General features: G+C 72.3%; 5 protein-coding genes. 3 read left to right on the plus strand and 2 right to left on the minus strand.

All coding sequences use genetic code 11. From position 1 onward, the window contains the following. Positions 1-12,899: SDR family NAD(P)-dependent oxidoreductase (locus tag ACFYW5_RS22715; protein ID WP_389418876.1), on the minus strand; the 12,899-nt coding region annotated here is incomplete at its 3' end. 366 nt (positions 12,900-13,265) lie between these two features. On the opposite strand from ACFYW5_RS22715, the gene ACFYW5_RS22720 reads away from it, so the two are divergent. Together ACFYW5_RS22720 and ACFYW5_RS22725 are read left to right on the plus strand one after the other, a co-directional pair. Beyond that, positions 13,266-13,703, plus strand: a complete 438-nt coding sequence (locus ACFYW5_RS22720; RefSeq protein WP_389418877.1) for a nuclear transport factor 2 family protein — start codon at positions 13,266-13,268, stop codon at positions 13,701-13,703. A gap of 28 nt (positions 13,704-13,731) precedes the next feature. Beyond that, entirely contained in the window at positions 13,732-14,124 is a 393-nt protein-coding gene (locus ACFYW5_RS22725) for a nuclear transport factor 2 family protein (protein WP_389418878.1), read from the plus strand. Between the two features lie 164 nt (positions 14,125-14,288). Here ACFYW5_RS22725 and ACFYW5_RS22730 read toward each other — a convergent pair whose 3' ends face one another. Further along, positions 14,289-15,686 carry an FAD-dependent oxidoreductase gene (locus ACFYW5_RS22730; RefSeq protein WP_389418879.1) on the minus strand — a complete coding sequence of 466 codons (1,398 nt, stop codon included), beginning with the start codon at positions 15,684-15,686 and terminating at the stop codon, positions 14,289-14,291. 588 nt (positions 15,687-16,274) lie between these two features. Here ACFYW5_RS22730 and ACFYW5_RS22735 point away from each other — a divergent pair. Next, positions 16,275-19,283: an AAA family ATPase gene (locus tag ACFYW5_RS22735; RefSeq protein WP_389418880.1), complete on the plus strand. Its 3,009-nt coding sequence runs from the start codon at positions 16,275-16,277 to the stop codon at positions 19,281-19,283. The last annotated feature ends 214 nt before the right edge of the window (positions 19,284-19,497 follow it).

The raw sequence follows: 19,497 nt of genomic DNA on the forward strand, positions 1-19,497 counted from the left end.
ACCCCACCCGCACCCGCGTGCACCAAAACCGTCTCCCCGGCCCGCACACGACCGAGATCCACCAGCCCGTAATACGCGGTCAAGAACACCACCGGCACGGTCGCCGCCTGCTCGAACGACCACCCCTCCGGCACACGGACCACCACCCGCGCATCCGCCACCGCCAACGGACCGAAGCTCTCCAGGACCAGACCCATCACCCGGTCGCCAGGGGCGAAGTCGGAGACGTCCTCCCCCACTTCGAGAACAACACCCGCGGCCTCGCTGCCCAGCACAGGGCGCCCCGGGTACATCCCGAGGCTCATCAGTACGTCGCGGAAGTTCACCCCGGCCGCGCGGACGGCGATCCGTATCTGACCGGGCTCCAGCGGCGCGGACGCCCCCGGTGCCGGAACCAGAGCCAGCCCTTCCAGCGTGCCGGTGCCCGACGTATCGAGTCGCCACGCGGACTCCCTCGCCGGAACCGCCAGGCTCCCGCCCGAACCGGCCGCGTGCACCAGACGCGGCACCAGCACCCGGCCCTCACGGAACGCCAGTTGGGGCTCACCACTGGCCAATGCCGCCCCTACAGCGGCCTCCTCGACGGCCTGATCGGCGTCGAGAAGCACAATGCGGCCAGGGTTCTCGGACTGCGCGGACCGCACGAGCCCCCATACGGATGCGGTCGCCAGATCAGCGAGGTCACCGCCGTCAGTCGCCACCGCGCCCCGCGTCACCACGACAAGCCGCGACCCGGCCAACCGCTCCTCTGCCAACCATCCCTGCACCAGCGCCAGCACCTCAGCAGTGACCCGGGCGGCAGCGTCGGCGAGCGCTGAGCCGTCGCCGGCGCCGGAGACCTCGACCAGCGCCGCCTCGGGGGCCGCGTCACCCGCGTCGAGTGCGGCGAGTAGGGCGTCGATTCCGGCATACCGCGTCGGATGCAGGGAACCGGCGTCGGCGACCGGAGCCGGCATCCACTCCAGCCGGTAGAGGGAGTCGGGGCCGCTCGTGGCCGCTGCGGCCAGCTGGTCGATGGCCACCGGACGGAGCATCAGCGACTCGGCTACGGCTATCGGAGCGCCGGTCGCGTCCGCCAGCTCCACGGAGACCGTGTCCCCACCCAGGGGCGCGATACGGACGCGAGCGACGGTGGCACCGGACGCCAGGAGCGACACGCCCTCCCACAGGAACGGGAGCCGCAGCCCTTCTCCCAACTCCGAGGCCGCCAGCACCGCATGCAGCGCCGAGTCCAACAGCGCCGGATGCACCCCGAACGCCCCCGCCCGGCCATGCGCTTCCTCAGCCAGCTCCACCTCGGCATAGACCTCGTCGCCCAGCCTCCAGACGGCCGACAGACCCTGGAACACCGGCCCATAGACATAACCGGCAGCCTCGGCCTCCGCGTAGAACCCGGACACATCCACCGGCTCCGCCCCGGCAGGCGGCCACACCGACAGATCCGCGGACGCCGCGACCGGAGCCTCCGCAAGCACACCCTCCGCATGCAGCGTCCACGCACCACTGGCCTCGGTCGACTCGGGACGCGAGTACACGGTGATCGGGCGCCGCCCGTCCTCCTCGGCTGCACCGACGACGACCTGGATCTGCACACCACCCTGTTCAGGCAGGACCAGGGGCGCCTGAAGCGTCAGCTCGCGCACACTCCCGCAACCGACCTCGTCACCGGCACGCACCGCCAGCTCCACGAAGGCCGTCCCCGGCAGCAGCACAGTCCCCGCCACCGCGTGATCGGCGAGCCAGGAATGCGTACGGGTCGACAGCCGGCCCGTCAGCAACACCCCGTCCCCACCCGCCAACGGAACCGCCGCACCCAACAACGGATGCCCGGCCTCACCAAGCCCGAGCCCGACGGGGTCACCCGTCGTGGCGTCATCGGTCAGCCAGTAGTGCTCGCGTTGGAAGGGGTACGTGGGCAGGTCGACGCGGTGCGGGTTGCGGCCTTCGAAGAGGGCGGCCCAGTCCACGTCGACGCCACTGACCCAGAGCTGGGACAGGGCCTGCGTGAACGTCTCCACCTCAGCGTGGCCCCGCCGGGTGGCCGGGACGAACAGGCCCTCGACGCTCTCGGCGGCCATCGCGGTGAGCGTGGCGTCGGGGCCCAGCTCCAGGAACTTCGTCACCCCGGACTCGGCCAGCGCAGCGACCCCGTCAGCGAAACGGACCGCTTCGCGGACATGCCGTACCCAGTACTCGGGGGTACGGATCTCCTCGCCCGCCACCCGGCCCGAGAGGTTCGACACCACCGGGATGCGGGGGTCGGCGTAGTCGACGCTCGCGGCCACCTGAGCGAAGTCCGCCAGCATCGGCTCCATCAGGGAGGAGTGGAAGGCGTGCGAGACCGCCAGCCGCCGCGTCTTGACCCCGGCCGCCGCCAGCCGCTCCCGCACCACCTCGACATCCGCCTCGGCTCCCGAAACCACCACCGACGTGGGCCCGTTGACGGCAGCCACATCAACCCGCTCCGCGCGAACGTCCTCGACACCGGCCTGCACCGCGAGCATCGCCCCGCCCTCGGGCAGCGCCTGCATCAACGAACCGCGGGCAGCGACCAGGCGGCAGGCATCCTCCAGCGAGAACACCCCCGCCACATACGCGGCGACCAACTCACCGATGGAATGCCCCATCACGAAGTCGGGACGAACACCCCACGATTCAGCGAGCCGATAGAGAGCCACCTCGACCGCAAACAACCCGGCCTGCGTAAACACGGTCTGGTCCAACAGGTCGGTATCGGCCGACAGCACGTCCGCCAGCGACTCCGGCAGCAACCCCTCGAACCCGGCACACACCTCATCCAACGCCCGCGCGAACACCGGGAACTCAGCCGCCAGCTCCGCACCCATCCGCACCCGCTGCGACCCCTGCCCCGTGAACAACACCGCAAGGCGACCATCCACCACACCGCCGCTGGACTCCACCGAGCCCAGCCCCGCCGTCAACTCCTCCGCGGCCGAGCCCCACACCACCGCCCGATGCCCCAGCCCGGCCCGACCGGTCGCCAGCGACCACCCCACATCCACCGGATCCAGCTCGGCAACGACCCCCGACAGCCGCCCGGCCTGCGCCACCAACCCCTCAGCGGACCCGGCGGACAACACCCACGGCAGTACCCCACCCACCGGAGACGGAGACGCCACCTCCTCCGCGACCTCCGGCGGCTCCTCCAAAATGACGTGCGCATTCGTCCCGCCGATGCCGAACGCCGACACCGCAGCCCGCCGCGGACGACCTGTCTCGGGCCACTCGACACCCTCGGTCAGCAACTCGACGGAGCCCATCGTCCAGTCGACGTGCGGGGACGGTTCATCGACGTGCAGCGTGCGCGGCAGCACCCCCGCCCGCATCGCCATCACCATCTTGATGACACCCGCGACACCGGCAGCCGCTTGCGCGTGCCCGATGTTCGACTTGACCGACCCCAGCCACAACGGCCGATCCACCTCACGCCCCTGGCCGTAGGTGGCCAACAGCGCCTGCGCCTCGATCGGATCACCCAGCGTCGTACCCGTGCCGTGCGCCTCCACCGCATCCACATCAACGGTGGAGAGCCCAGCGCTGCCCAGTGCCTGTCGGATCACGCGCTGCTGCGACGGCCCATTGGGCGCCGTAAGACCATTCGACGCACCGTCCTGATTGATCGCCGAACCCCGCACCACCGCCAACACCTGATGGCCATTACGGCGCGCGTCCGACAACCGTTCCAGCAGCAGCACACCCGCGCCCTCGGCCCACCCCGTACCGTCCGCCGCAGCCGCGAACGACTTGCAGCGACCATCCGCGGCCAGCCCACGCTGACGGCTGAACTCCAGGAAGGTGCCGGGGGTGGGCATCACAGTGACACCGCCGGCGAGCGCCATGTCGCACTCACCGCTCCGCAGCGCCTGAACGGCCATGTGCAGCGCGACCAGTGAGGAGGAGCACGCCGTGTCGACGGAGACCGCTGGCCCCTCCAGGCCGAAGGTGTAGGCGAGGCGGCCGGACAGGACGCTGGCCCAGCTGCCGGTGCCGAGGTAGCCCTCGACCTCCTCCGGGACGTGGTGCAGTCGGCTGGCGTAGTCGTGGTACATCACGCCCGCGAAAACTCCGGTACGGCTGCCCCGCACCGAGTCCACCGCGATGCCCGCCCGCTCGAACACCTCCCACGACGTCTCCAACAGCAACCGCTGCTGCGGATCCATCGCCACCGCCTCACGCGGCGAGATCCCGAACAGACCGGCATCGAACTCGGCGGCGTCGTAAAGGAATCCGCCCTGCTGGGAGTAAGTGGTACCGGCGTGCGCCGGGTCGGGGTGGTAAAGGTCCTCCAAGTCCCAGCCCCGGTCGTCGGGGAAGTCCCCGACCGCGTCCCGGCCGTCCGCCACCAACCGCCACAGATCCTCCGGCGACGACACACCACCCGGATAACGGCAGGCAGCCGAGACGATAACCACCGGATCATCCATCACCCCAGCGGCAACCACAGGAGCCGCACCACCGGAGTCCACCCCGTCGGCCGCTCCCACCAGCTCGCTCAACAGCAGCCCCGCCACCGCCGCCGGCGTCGGATAGTCGAACACCAACGTCGCCGGAAGCCGCAGCCCCACCGCCTCACCCAGCCGGTTCCGCAGCTCCACCGCCAGCAGCGAATCGAAGCCCAGCTCCTTGAACGTCCGGTCCGTGTCGACCGTCCGGTCCGCGGCATGCCCCAGCACGAGCGCCACACTGGACCGGACCACACCGAGAAGTTCGTGCTGCTGCTCCTCGCGGGAGAGCCCGGCCAGCCTGCGGGTGAGCGAGTCGGCGGCAGCGCCGCCCTGGAGGCCGGTCGCAGTGCGGCGCGCGGCTCCCCGCACCAGCCCGCGCAGGAGCGGCGGTACGACACCGTCGGCGGCCTGGGCGCGTACAGAAGTGGTGCTCAGCCTGGCAGTGACGAGCAGCGGTTCGTCCGTGGCGAGCGCGGCGCCGAAGAGGGCCAGGCCCTGGTCGGCGGGGATGCCCACGATGCCGGCGCGCGCCATGCGGGCGACGGCGGTCTGGTCCATGTGCCCGGTCATCCCGCTGGCGTCGGCCCACAGCCCCCACGCCATGGAGGTCGCGGGCAGCCCTTCGGCCCGGCGCCGCTGGGCGAGGGCGTCCAAGTAGGTGTTGGCAGCGGCGTAGTTGGCCTGTCCGGGGCCGCCGAAGACGCCGACGACGGAGGAGAAGAGGACGAAGGCGGAGAGGTCGAGGCCCCGCGTCAGCTCGTCCAGGTTCACGGCCGCGTCCACCTTGGGACGCAGGACCCGGTCGAAGTGCCCAGGGGTCAGCCCGGTGACCACGGCGTCGTCCAGGACGCCCGCAAGATGCACCACGCCCGTGACGGGATGCGAGGCGAGCAGCGCCGCCAACGCCTCACGATCGGCGGCATCACATGCCACGGCCTCGGCCACCGCACCCGCGGCCGTCAGCTCGGCCACCAACTCCGCCGCCCCCGGAGCCGCGGGCCCCCGACGACTGGCCAGCACCAGCCGCCGCACGCCATGCTCCGCCACCAGATGCCGGGCGACCAACCCGCCCAGCGTCCCGGTACCGCCCGTGACCAGCACCGCCCCGTCACCGAAGTCGACCGGCCCGGCAGAGGCGGTGGAGCGGGCCAGGCGTGGGGCGAGTACGTGACCGCCGCGCACCGCGATCTGCCACTCCCCCGCCCCGAACGCAACAGGGACAGACGCGAGTCCATCGGTGTCGACGTCCAGATCGACCAGGCCGAACCGCCCGGGATTCTCTGCCTCAGCCGAACGCACCAGCCCCCACACCGCCGAGGCCGCGAGATCGGTGGGCCCGCCGCTGTCCGTTCCCACGGCACCCCGCGTCACCACCACCAGACGCGACTCGGCGAACCGCTCGTCCGCGAGCCAAGCTCGGGCGACCTCCCAGGTGTTCAGCACGGCACGGTGAACGGCGTCGGCGGATCCGGAGCCGCCGCCGTCCACGGGGACAGCCACCACGGAGGGTACTTCTGGACCGTCCGCGATCTCGTTCAGGCTGCCGAAGAAGGGAACCCCGAAGCCGAACGGGTCGGCGTCGCCGAGCAGCGCCCAACCGGGCTCGTCCTGCCCGGCCGCAGCGGCGAGGGGAGTCCACTCCACCCAGTACAGAGCGTCCCGTACGGCGGAACCCGCCTTCTCCAGCTCCTCCACCGCAATCGGACGCAGCGCCAGCGACTCCACGAAGGCCACCGGAGCGCCCTCGGTATCGGCCACCCACACCGACACCGCGCCCTCTCCGACCGGAGCCAGCCGCACTCGCACCGCCGACGCCCCCACCGCCGACAACGACACACCCGACCACACGAACGGCAGCCGGGTCTGGGTGCCGTCCACCGGCAACACCGCATGCAACGCCGCGTCCAGCAAAGCGGGATGGATCCCGAACCTGGCCGCCTCGCCCTGCTGCCCCTCCTCCAGCACCACCTCGGCGAAAACCTCGTCACCACGCCGCCACACCCCACGCAGCCCCTGGAACACCGGCCCGTAGTGATAGCCGGTGTCGCGCAGACGGGCGTACCGGTCGCTGATGTCCACCGGTTCGGCACCGACCGGAGGCCAGGCCACCATGTCGACCGAGGGGGCCGCCCCCGCCCCCGGCTCCTCGGCGCCGAGGGTGCCCTCCGCGTGCAGGGTCCACTCCTGGTCGGGAGCGGCGTCCTCGGGACGGGAGTACACCGCGATCGAGCGCTGTCCGTCGCCCTGCGCGTCCCCGATGACGACCTGCACCCGCACTCCGGCGCTTTCGGGGAGGAACAGCGGCGCCTGGAGGGTGAGTTCGGTGAGGCAGCCGCAGCCGACCTCGTCCCCGGCGCGGATCGCCAGTTCCACGAACCCGGTACCGGGGAAGAGGACCGTACCCGCGACCGCGTGGTCCGCGAGCCAGGGGTGCGTGCGCAGAGACAGCCGCCCCGTCAGAAGCGCGCCGTCCCCGGCGGCGAGGCTCATCGCGGCCCCGAGCAGCGGATGATCGGTTGCGGCCAGCCCTGCAACGCTGACATCGGCGGTGCCCGTGCTGGGCTCCAGCCAGTAGCGCTGGTGTTGGAAGGCGTAGGTGGGCAGGTCGACATGGCTTACGACGCGGCCCGCGTAGACGGCGGACCAGTCGATGTCGGTGCCGTGGACCCACAGTTCGGCCGCGCTCGCGAGGAAGCGGGCGTCCTCGTCCTCGTCCCGACGCAGGGTGCCGACGACCGTGACCCGCTTCTCCGCAGCCTCCGCAATCGACTGCACGCCCATGGTGAGCACGGGGTGCGCGCTCACCTCGATGAGCCGCAAGTGGTTCTGTGTCAGAGCCACTTGCACTGCTTCGGTGAAGCGCACGGGCTGACGCAGGCCCTCGTACCAGTACGAGGCGTCCATGGTCACGGTGTCCAACAGGCCACCGGTGACGGTGGAGATGATCGGCACCCGCGACACCTGCGGCACCACCGGGGCTAGGGCCTCCAGCAACCGCTCACGGATGTCCTCCACATGGGCGGAGTGCGAGGCGTAATCCACCGGAACCCGCCGGGCCCGAACACCAGCGGCCTCCGCCCGCGCCGAGATCTCATCCAGGGCTTCCGGATCACCCGCCACCACCGTGGCATCCGGACCGTTATAGACGGCTATCGAGACCCGATCACCGTACGACGACACCCACGCCGAAGCCTGCTCAGCACCCGTCGCCAGCGACAACATCCCACCACGACCCGCCAGTTCATCCCGAATCGCAGCGGACCGCAGCGCCACCACCCGCGCCGCATCCTCCAGACTCAGCGCACCCACCACCGCAGCAGCGGCGATCTCACCCTGCGAGTGACCGATGACAGCGGCGGGCTCGATGCCCAACGACTCCCACACAGCCGCCAGTGACACCATCACGGCCCACAGAACGGGCTGGACCATGTCCACCCGCCACATCCACCCGTCATCGTCACCGGTCAGCACCTCGGTCAGCGACCAGTCGACGAACGGCCCGAGCGCCGCCTCGCACTCGGCGATCCGCGCCGCGAACACCGGCGAGGAGTCGAGCAGCCCCCGCCCCATCCCCAACCACTGCGACCCCTGGCCGGGGAACACGAACACCACACCCGCGTCCGAACCCACCACCCCGGCCACGGCATTGCCGGCCGCACCGCCCGACGCCAGCGCCTCCAGCCCCGCTGTCAGCTCAGCGTGCTCCCGCCCCCACACCACCGCCCGATGCTCCAGCGCCGTACGCCCTGAAACCAGCTGCCAGCCCACATCCACCGGCTCACCCGACACCCCCGCCAGTCGCCCCGCCTGCGCAGCCAACGCCCCAGCCGTACGCCCGGACACCAGCCACGGCACCACCGGCGACCCCGACAACCCCTCAGGACCGAAGACCACGACCGGACCCAACCCGGCCTCAACCGGCGCCTCTTCCAGGATCACGTGCGCATTCGTCCCGGAGATGCCGAAGGACGACACCGCGCCCCGGCGCGAGTGGCCGTCCGCCGACCATTCCCGTTCTTCGGTGAGCAGGGAGACATGGCCTGCCGCCCAGTCCACGTGGGACGTGGGCTCGTCCACGTGCAGGGTGCGGGGCAGCACGTGAGCCCGCATCGCCATCACCATCTTGATGACACCGGCGACACCGGCCGCGGCCTGGCTGTGCCCGATGTTCGACTTCACCGATCCCAGCCACAACGGCCGCTCAGGCTCTCGCCCTTGGCCGTAGGTGGCGAGCAGCGCCTGCGCCTCGATCGGGTCGCCCAGGGTGGTCCCCGTGCCATGGGCCTCCACCACGTCCACCTCGGTGGCCGGGACCCCGGCGTTGGCGAGTCCGGCGCGGATCACCCGTTGCTGCGAGGGACCGTTGGGGGCGGACAGGCCGTTGGACGCGCCGTCCTGGTTGATCGCCGAGCCCCGTACCACCGCCAGCACCTGGTGACCGTTGCGGCGCGCGTCCGACAGGCGCTCCACCACCAGGATGCCGACGCCCTCCGCCCAGCCCGTGCCGTCGGCCGCCGCCGCGAAGGGCTTGCACCGGCCGTCGGCGGCGAGACCGCGCTGGCGGCTGAACTCCACGAACATGCCGGGGGTGGGCATGACCGTCACACCACCCGCCAGGGCGAGGTCGCACTCGCCGTTCCGCAGCGACTGCACCGCGAGGTGCAAGGCCACCAGCGACGAGGAGCAGGCCGTGTCGACCGTGACGGCCGGGCCCTCCAGGCCGAGGGCGTAGGACAGGCGGCCGGAGACGACGCTCGCGGCGTTGCCCGTCAGGGTGAAGCCCTCGACGGGTTCGGCGGCCTCGTGCAGCCGGTCTCCGTAGTCCTGGGACATGGCTCCGGCGAACACGCCGGTCAGGCTGGAGCGCAGCGAGCCGGGGGCGATACCGGCCCGTTCGATCGCCTCCCAGCTGGTCTCCAGCAGCAGGCGCTGCTGCGGGTCCATGGCCAGCGCCTCGCGCGGCGAGATACCGAAGAACTCGGCGTCGAACCCGGCGGCGTCGGCCAGGAAGCCTCCCTCGCGGGCGTAGCTCGTGCCGTGGTGGGCGGGGTCGGGGTGGTAGAGCGCGTCGATGTCCCAGCCGCGGTCGGCGGGGAAGGGGGAGACGACGTCGAGTCCGTCGCGGACGACGCGCCACAGGTCTTCGGGGGAGGCGATGCCGCCGGGGTAGCGGCAGGCCATGCCGACGATGGCGATGGGCTCGCCGGTGTGGGCGGTGGTGGGGTGCGCGGTGCGGGGGGTGTCCGTGACGCCGAGGAGTTCGGCGCGGAGACGGTCCGCGAGGGCGGTGGGGGTGGGGTGGTCGAAGAGGAGGCTGGAGGGCAGGCGCAGGCCGGTGGCGGTGCCGAGCCGGTCGCGGAGTTCGACGGAGGTGAGGGAGTCGAAGCCGAGGTCCTTGAACGTCCAGGTGACGTCGAGGGTGTCGGTGTCGTCGGGGCTGTGGCCGAGGATCATCGCGATGTCCTCGCGGACCTGGTCGAGGACGGCACGGGTCTGCTCGGCGGTGCTGGTGAGCCCGGTGAGACGGGCCCGCCAGCCGGTGGCGGGGCCATCGCTCACGTCGGTGATGACAGAGCCATCGCCCGCGTCGGTGGTGGCGGGGCCATCGCCCGCCGGGACGGTTCCGGTGTCCTGCCCGGGTGCCGAGGCGGTGTGCCCGTCCCCCGTACCGGCGTTCTCGCTTCCCGTCAGCCAGTAGCGCTTGCGCTGGAAGGCGTAGGTGGGCAGGGGTACGCGGCGTGCGTCCGGGCCGGCGGCGAGGCCGGGCAGTGCCGGGGCGGCTCCGCGGACGTGCAGTCCCGCGACCGCGGCGAGCAGGGTCTGCGGCTCCGGGCGGTCGCGGCGCAACGCGGTGAGGAAGGCGGTGTCCGCCGGGCGGCCGTCGTCGGGGCGGGCGGCGAGGCATTCGCGGGCCATGGCCGTGAGGGTGCCGTCGGGGCCGAGCTCCAGGAACGTGGTGACGCCGTGGTCCAGCAGCCAATCGACGCCGTCGGCGAAGCGCACGGCTCGGCGGACGTGTCGTACCCAGTAGTCCGGGTCGCACAGTTCGTCGGCGGAGGCGGGACGGCCGGTCAGGTTGGAGACGACGGGGAGGGTGGGCGGGTGGAAGGTGAGGTCCCGTGCGACGGCGCGGAACTCCTCCAGCATGCCGTCCATGTGGGCGGAGTGGAAGGCGTGGCTGACCCGCAGGGCGCGGGTCTTGCGGCCGCGCTCGGCCCAGGTGGCGGCGTACGCGGTGACGACGTCGGCATCGCCGGAGACGACGCAGGCGCCGGGGCTGTTGACGGCGGCGATGGTGATGTGGCCGCCGACGGTGGCGAGTTCGGCGGCGACCTCGGCCTCGGTGGCCTCCAGGGCGACCATGGCGCCGCCCTCGGGCTGGGCCTGCATGAGCCGGCCGCGTGCGGTGACGAGGATGCAGGCGTCGGCGAGGGAGAGGACCCCGGCGACATGGGCGGCGGCCAGTTCCCCGACGGAGTGGCCGAGCAGGTGGTCCGCGGTGATGCCGAGGGATTCGGCGAGGCGGTACAGGGCGACTTCGAGGGCGAAGAGGGCGGTCTGGGTGAGGGCGGTGCGGTCCAGGCGGGCGGAGTTGGCGGGGGTGGGTTCGGCGGTGAGGAGCAGCTCGCGGACCTCGGGGTCGAGGTGGTCGCAGACGGCGTCGAGCGCGCGGGCGAAGGCGGGCTGGGCGGCGTACAACTCGCCTCCCATGCCGAGGCGTTGGCTGCCCTGGCCGGAGAAGAGGACGGCGGTGCCGCCCTCGGTGACGGTGCCGCGGATCACGTCGGACGAGGGGCGGCCGGCGGCGAGGGCGGCGAGGGCCTTGGCGCCCCGGTCGCGGTCGGGGGTCAGGACGACGGCGCGATGGGCGAAGGGGGTCCGGATGGTGGCCAGCGAGTGGCCGAGGTCCGCGGCGGTGTGCTCGGGGTGGGTGTCGAGATGTTCCCGGAGGCGTCGGGCCTGGGCGCGCAGGGCGGTGGCGGTACGGGCGGACAGCGGCCAGGCGACGGGTACAGCGGGCCCAGCAGGCATAACGGGCTCGGGGGCGGCGGGCTCGGAATCGGCGGCCGGTGAGGGTGGTGCGGCCGGGGCCTCGGCCAGTACGACATGGCAGTTGGTGCCGCCCATGCCGAAGGAGCTGACTCCGGCGCGGAGCCGTTCGTCCGGCCGGGGCCAGTCGCCGAGCGCGGTGTGGACGCGCAGTCCCAGCTCGTCCAGGGGAATGTCGGGGTGGGGCTGCTCGAAGTTGAGGCTGGCGGGCAACTGGCGGTGGCGCAGGGCGAGGACGGTCTTGAGGAGTCCGGCGATACCGGCCGCGCCTTCGAGGTGCCCGATGTTGGTCTTGACGGAGCCGACGGCGACAAAGCGGCCGGCGGCCCGGGCGGCCGTGCCGACGGTGGCGCCGAGCGCGGCGGCCTCCACGGGGTCGCCGCGCCGGGTGCCGGTGCCGTGCAGTTCGACGTACTGGATGCCGGTGGGGTCGATGCCGGCCCGCCGGTACGCCTGGGTGAGGACGCGGCGCTGGCCCTCGGAGGTGGGGACGGTCAGGCCCTCGCCGCCGCCGTCGTTGCCGGTGGCGCTGCCCTCGATCACGCACAGGACGTGGTCGCCGTCGGCGAGGGCGCGGGAGAGGGGTTTGAGTACGACGAGACCGGCGCCCTCGCCCCGGACGTAGCCGTTGGCGCGGGTGTCGAAGGTGTAGCAGCGGCCGTCGGGCGAGAGGGCGCCGAACTTGGCGGCGCTGATGGTGCTGTCGGGGATGAGGTTGAGGTTGACGCCGCCCGCGAGGGCGATGTCGCTCTCGCCGCTGCGCAGGCTCTCGCAGGCGAGGTGGACGGCGACCAGGGAGGAGGACTGGCCGGTGTCGACGGTCATGCTCGGGCCGCTGAGCCGGAGTGTGTAGGAGAGGCGGTTGGCGATGATGCTGCGGTGCAGGCCGGTGACGCTGTGCGCGCCGATGGCCGAGGCGCCCTGGCGGTGCAGCAGGGAGGCGTAGTCGTCCCAGATGGCGCCGACGAAGACGCCGGTGCTGCGGTCGCCGAGGGTGTCGGGGAGGATTCCGGCGTCCTCCAGGCTCTCCCAGCCCAGTTCCAACATCAACCGCTGCTGGGGGTCCATGGCGGCGGCCTCGCGGGGCGAGATGCCGAAGAAGGCGGCGTCGAAGCGGTCGACCTGGTCCAGGTAGCCGCCCCGCGTGGTGTTGATCTTGCCTTTGGCGGTGGGATCGGCGTCGAAGTGGGCGTTCGCGTCCCAGCGTTCGGGTGGGGTGGTGGTCACCGCCTCGCGGCCTTCGCGCAACAGTGTCCAGAAGGCAGCGGGGTCCGGGGCGCCGGGGAACCGGCAGGCAAGGCCGATCACGGCGATCTGCTCGGGTTGTGCCGCGTGCGCGTCCGCGGAGTTCGCGTGTCCGACAGAACTTCCCGTCTTCGCCACCAGGTCTCCCATTGACGCTCGGCTCCCGTAACGCGGAGCCGAGTAGCGGTTCGGACCGGACCGAGGTGAGGTGTCCGGGAGCGGAGCACCGATCCCGGGTGGCTCGAAACGCGGAGTTCCGGCCACCCGGACAAGTGGTGCGGTGGTTCTGTGGCCCGGCCTTTTCGTCACCCCGTTGCTCCGGCCAAGATGGCCCCACACTAAGAACCCCTGAGGGATGACCCAACCCCTGATCTCATGTTCCGCGGGCACGCAATTCAGGGGTGGCGGGAATAGGGGTGGGGCCGGGTAGGGGTACCGCGGCCCGCGGCCCGGCTGTGACACTGCTCCGGTCCGTGTGCTGCCGAGCCGTGAGGGACGTGGACCGTGCCCGACGAAGCGACGCGCAAAGCCCTGGCCATCGCGCACTGTGAGCGCATCAACGCAGGTGACGTGGAGGGGCTCTTGGCTCTGTACTCCCCTGCCGTGCGCTTCGAGGACCCGGTGGGTGCCGGTCCGCGCGTCGGTCACGGGGCGCTGCGTTCGCACATCGGGGGCGCGGTGGCCGCCGGGGTCCACGATGCCTATGGCGAGCCTGTAGCGGCGCCCGACGGGCGGCATGCCGCCGTTCCCGTGACCTCCACGATGAATTTCCTGCCGAACGGGCCGCTGATGGTGCGTCACGGAATTCTGGCGGCTCCCGAGGAGCCGGAAAAGGCGCGTATGGAGTTCACCTGCATGCTGGTCATCGAGGTCGGCGAGAGCGGGTTGATCGAGGAGATGCGCGCTTATTGGGGCAGGTCGGACGTCCGGTTTCTCGAATGACTCCGCGCTTTCAGGAAGGTGTGCCGCGATGCTGGACGAGACGAAGCGCAAAGCGGTGGTTCTGGAGTACTGCCGGCTGATGAACGCCGGGGATCTGGACGGTGTTCTCGCCCTCTTCACGCCCGATGTGCGGTTCCAGGACCCGGTGGGTGCCCCGGTGCTGGTGGGGCGGGAGGCGCTGCGGCGGCATCTGGGGGCGGCCGTCGCCGCGGGGATCGAGGAGCGGCCGGGCACGCTGACGGCGGCGCTGGACGGGTCGAGTGTGACCCTGGAAGTCTCGGGGACGATGTCCGTGCCGGGCGGCGCCGACGGTGAGCGGATGGCGTTCCGGCTGGTCAGTCTGATGCGGGTGGACGAGACGGGACTGATCTCGGAGGCCCGGGTCATCGCGGGCGGTTCCGATCTCACACCGGTGACCTGAGGGGTACGACATCCCGGCGTACGCCGGTCAGTTGAGGCGTACGACTCCCCCGTGCGCGCCGGTCACCTGGGACGTATGACATCCCCACGCCCGCTGGTCACTTGAGGCGCACGACATCCCCACGCCCGCCGGTCACCTGACGCGCACGACATCCCCGCGCCCGGTCAGCGCAGCAGCGCCCACTCCGCGTCGGTGAGGGGCGGCTCGGTCAGCGGTGGCTGGGCCGGGCCGGTCCGCAGGGCGTTGAGCACGGCGGGTGACTGGAGGCTGGAGACGGGCGCGGCGAGCGTGGTGACGCCCGCGGAGGCGGCGCTGACCAGCGGGTCGGACAGACCGACCGTGCCGACGCGCTCGGAGAAGTCCTGCCGGCTGTGGAGCTCTTCGGACAGGCGGGGGTCCTTCGCCTCGACCCGGCAGTCGGGGTAGAAGACGTCCTGGGAGGCGGCGAGGATCCACGGGTCGTCGATGGCGGTGGCGATGCCGCGCATCACGGTGGCCGCGAGCTCCGGCTTGCCCAACTGGCGGCGCAGCGTGCGGTCGAGGACGGCGACGGAGCGGGCGGCGGAGCTCATCCCGTGGCCGTAGACGGGGTTGAAGGCGGCGAAGGCGTCTCCGAGGACGACGAGGTTGTCCGGCCAGCGCTCCAGCCGGTCGTAGTGGATGCGCCGGTTGGCGGTGGAGCGGGAGCCGCGGACGGGGCCGTCCGGTTCCGCGGTGGCGAGGACCTCGCCCACCAGGGGGTGGCGCAGCCCTTCGGCGAAGGCCGTGAACCCGGCCTCGTCAGTGGGGGGTTCGGCGCCCCGGGTGCCGGAGAGGGTGACGATCCACCGGCCGTCCTCGATGGGCAGGATCAGCCCGCTGCGGCCGGGGACTCCGGACCGGTGGTCGGCGTACACGCTGACCATGGGGAAGCGGGCGGCGGCCCGCTCGGGCGCGCGGTAGACGCGGGTGGAGTAGGTGATGCCGGAGTCGACCACGTCCTCCTCCGGCTGCGGGACGCCGAGAGGGGCGGTCCACTGGCGCAGCCGCGAGCCGCGTCCGCTCGCGTCCACGACGATCTCGGCGTCCAGTGCGGTGGTCTCGCCGCCGTCGAGGGCGCGGACCGTGAGGCCGGTGAGGTGCCCGCTGGTGCCGCGCAGTTCGTGGACCTCGGTGCGTTCCAGGACGGTGATGTTCTCGTCGGCGAGCACCTGGTCCCGGACGGTCCAGTCCAGCAGGGGCCGGCCGACCGCGATGAGGAACTGCGTCTCGGGGAAGCGCCGTTGCCAGCCGTAGGGGGACAGGTTGACCAGGTCGGACTGGACGCCGATGCGGTGCGCCCCCGCGGCGCGCAGGCGTTCGACGGTGCCCGGCAGCAGTGATTCGACGATCCGCGCGCCGCCCGACCACAGCAGATGGGCGTGGCGAGCCTGGGGGACGCCCTTGCGCGGTTCGGGGCCGCCCGGGAGGTCGTCGCGGTCGATGACGGTGACCCGGTCGAGGTGCCTGCGCAGGGCCCGGGCCGTGAGCATTCCGGCGAGTCCGCCACCGATCACCATGCCGTGGCTGGGCTTTGTCGACACTGGGGATTCCTTCCGCCGCCGCCCGGATCAGGTCTCGAAATGTAGGGAGCCGAAGGCGGCGGACCAACCCCTAAAGTCCCCGCTCCCCTATCGCGCGCCACTCACTCATACCGGGCTGAACAAGCGGCTCGCCGTCAACCCCTAAACGAATCAACAGGGGTATGCGATCACCCGACATCCGGAATATGTCGTACCGGTACAACAGAGTGTCGGAGAGCGACATAAGAAGCCATGAGTCGGCAAAGATTCGGCAAGTATCCGGTCCTTGATCTGTCGTAAGCTATCGGCCCGGACGGCACTCAACGACGGCCCCGTGGCGCAAGCCTGACCAAGCGGGGCGTACGGGCGGACAGTCGGAGGTGGTCCCGAAACCAGCGTGGTCGAGCCGTATACGCGAGCCTCCGCTCCGCTTCGACTCGGACTCCACCACGCGAGGACTACCGTCGACCGCACCTGGAGAAGCACTCGGCGTATCCCGTCACCGGGAAGCGCCGGCCGCCGCGCGCGGCCGAACGAACATGCATGGCAACGCACATGGAAAACGGCGATTCATTCCATGTCATTGCGTTCGAGGGGGACAAAACGCGAGTGGACCTGATACAGCGGGAAGCACAGCTCGATCGGCTGCGCAGTTCATTCGACCACTGCAATGAACAGCACGACGGTCAGGTATGCCTGATCAGCGGCGGCGTCGGCAGCGGCAAGACCACGCTGCTGGAGGCCTTCGCCCGCCACGTGACCGGACGCTCGGCCCAGTTGCTGAGCGCGGTCGGCTCACGAGCCGAACGCAGTCTCCAGTTCGCCGTGATGGACCAGCTGATCGACAGCTCCGGCCTCAGCCGCGCCTCGATGCGCCAACTCGCCACCGCCGTACGCCATCTCGCGCTCCCCACGCCCCAGGCGCCGCCCGGCAACGCCGCAGCGGGAAGGGCCGGTACGTCGGCCGCCCCCGCGGACAGCACGGCCCCTACGGCGACGGAAGCGGCCGCCGCCTTTCCGCCGACGCCGTCCTTAGGCACCGAACAGCCGCACCCCTCCCCCGTGCCCACCGCGCACGCCACGTTCGCCTCCCTGCTCGACCTGTCCCGCCCCGCGCCCCTCGTGATCACCGTGGACGATGTGCACCACGCCGACCAGGCGTCCTTACAGTGTCTGCTCTACGCGGTCCGCCGACTGCGGCACCGGCGGATCATGGTGGTGCTGACCGAGTCCTCCACGCTGTACACCCCTCACCCGCATTTCCGCGCCGAGTTGATGAGCCAGCCGTGCTTCTCCCGGATCGACCTCGCCCCCCTCACCGACGAGGCGCTGGGCCTGCTCGCCGAGACCCACCCGCTCCCCTCGGCCCGCCCCCGCATCGCCCGGCGGGCCCCCGGGCTGACCGGCGGCAGCCCCCTGCTGATGCGCGCCCTGCTGGACGACCCCGCCGCGACCGGCACCGCCCAGCAGCCCGCCGCGCCGGTGGCCGGTGCCGTCGGGCCCGACCCCGCGCTGGGCGGCAGCGACGGACCGCTCGCCCAGGCCGTGCTCCGCTCGCTCTACCGCCACGAGCCCGAAGTCCGCGCCACCGCCCAGGCGTTGGCCGTACTGGACCGGCCCACGCCGCTTCCGGTGCTGGCCCGGCTGCTCTCCCTGACCCCCGACCTGACGGCCCAGGCGCTCCAACTGCTCGGCCAGTCAGGGCTGGTGGACGGCGACCGGATCAGACGCCCGCTCGTCGCCGCCGTCCTCTCGGACCTGCCCGCCGAGGACCGGCGCCGGCTGCACCGCAGAGCGGCCGAGGCGCTGCACGAGTTCGGTGCCGAGCCCGAGGTGCTCGCCGGTCATCTCATCAGCGCCGACTGGGCCGAGCCCGACTGGGCGGAGCCCGCCCTGTTCCGGGCCGCCGCCCAGGCGCTGGACTCCGGACGCCCCGACATCACCTCCGCCTGCCTGCGGCTGAGCCGGCGCCGGGGACCGCGCACTCCGTGGTGGACCTCGTCCGACAGCCTGCTGCTGCGCTCCCGCTGGCAGTTGAACCCGCTGTCCGCCACCACTCACCTCGGCACGCTCGCCGCCGCCGAGCGGCCCGACGACTACCCGCCGGCCGCGCTCGCCGGGGTGCCCGCGCTGCTGTGGCAGGGGCACAGCGAGACGGCATGCGCGATCGTCGCGGCCGTCGCGGCGCTGCCCGACCCCACCGCCGAGACCCGTACCCGGCTCGCCACGGCGCGGCTGCTGATCTCGCTGTTCCGCCCTGACCACTGCCGGCAGGCCCGCGCCGAGGCGCGGGCCATCACGGACTCCGGCATCGCCACCTCCGTCACCGGCCGCTATCTGGACGCGCTGGTGCTGCTCGCCGACACCCTCTTCCCCGGCGAGGCGACCGGCGACGCGGCGGCGAGCGCCGAGCTGATGATCCAGCGCTACCTCGACGACGACGGTGCGCTCGGGCTGCTGTCGGCCCTGCTGCTGGCGATGGTGTACGCGGGGCGTCCCGCCCCGGTCCGCGAGTGGACACGGATGCTGCTGGCCCGGCCCTCGGTGGGACACGTGCCGAGCTGGAAGGCGGTCCTGCACGCCATCCGGGCCGAGGCCGCGCTCCGGCTCGGCTCCCCCGAGGAGGCCGAGGACCAGGCCCGCGCCGCGCTGACCGTGATCACCCCGCAGGCGTGGGGGGTCGCGGTGGTCGCGCCGCTGGGCACCCTGGTGGCCGCGGCCACCGAGGCGGGCCGGTTCGAGGACGCCGACCGCTGGCTCGCCCGGCCCGTCCCCGCGGAGTCCTTCCGCACCCCGCTCGGACTGCACTATCTGGCGGCACGGGCCCGGTATCAGCTCGCCGTCGGCTCCCGCCGCTCGGCCGCCGACGATCTGCGGTGGGTACGGCGGGAGATGGCGGCCTGGCGGATCGGCTCCGCGGCCCTGGTGCCGTGGCGGCTCGACCTGGCCCGGGTGCACATCGCCCGCGGGCAGCGGCAGGAGGCCGTACGACTGCTCCGGGAGCAGCTCGATTCCGCCCGCCCGGTGGACGACCGCACCCGGGGTTCCGCGCTGCGGCTGCTCGCCGGTCTGCTGCCGCCGGAGCAGGGCGCTCCGCTGCTGGCGCGGGCGGTGGCGCTGCTGGAGTCCTGCGGGGACCGCCGGGAGCTGGCCCGCGCCCTGGCCGACCGGTCCCGGACCCCACGGCAGGGGACCGCACCGGACCCGACGGGCGCGGCCGTCCCGCCCCCGGCCCGGCGCTCCCACTCCCGGGCCCCGGCGGAGGTGACGTACTACCCCGGCAGCCTGCACCCGGAGCGACAGGAGGGGCGGGAGGGGCGGGAGCGGCCCGAACGCCCCGAACGTCAAGAGGTCCGGGAGCGGCCCGAGCGTCCGGAACAGCAGGAGGGCCGGGAGCGGCCCGAGCGCGCGGAACCGGTGGGCGGGCTGAGCGAGGCGGAGAGCAGGGTCGCCGCGCTGGCCGCGCAGGGCCACACCAACCGGCAGATCTCCAGCAAGCTGTTCATCACCGTGAGCACGGTCGAGCAGCATCTGACCCGCATCTACCGCAAGTTGAACGTCAAGCACCGCAGAGACCTGGCAACCCGCCTGGCCGCCGCGGGCGCACTCGGCAAGTAACGCTCGCGACAGGACGACGCCGACCGGGCGAGCGCCGACGCTCTCCCAGCCCTCGCCCAGCCACGCCCCGCGCATGGGCCTGGCCCAGGAGAGCCCAGTACGGAAGGAATCCCCCCAAAAAACCCCGCCCGGACGCACCCGCCCCAGGCACGCCCCGCGCATGAGCCCCGATCAGGAAAGACCGGCACGGAAGACACCACCCCTCGCCCCCGCC

This window comes from Streptomyces sp. NPDC002779 (assembly GCF_042888685.1).
Taxonomy (GTDB): Bacteria; Actinomycetota; Actinomycetes; order Streptomycetales; family Streptomycetaceae; genus Streptomyces.

Excerpts from the sequence above, each read along its gene's own strand:
- ACFYW5_RS22725 (WP_389418878.1), top strand. The coding sequence starts at position 13,732 with ATGCTGGACGAGACGAAGCGCAAAGCGGTGGTTCTGGAGTACTGCCGG.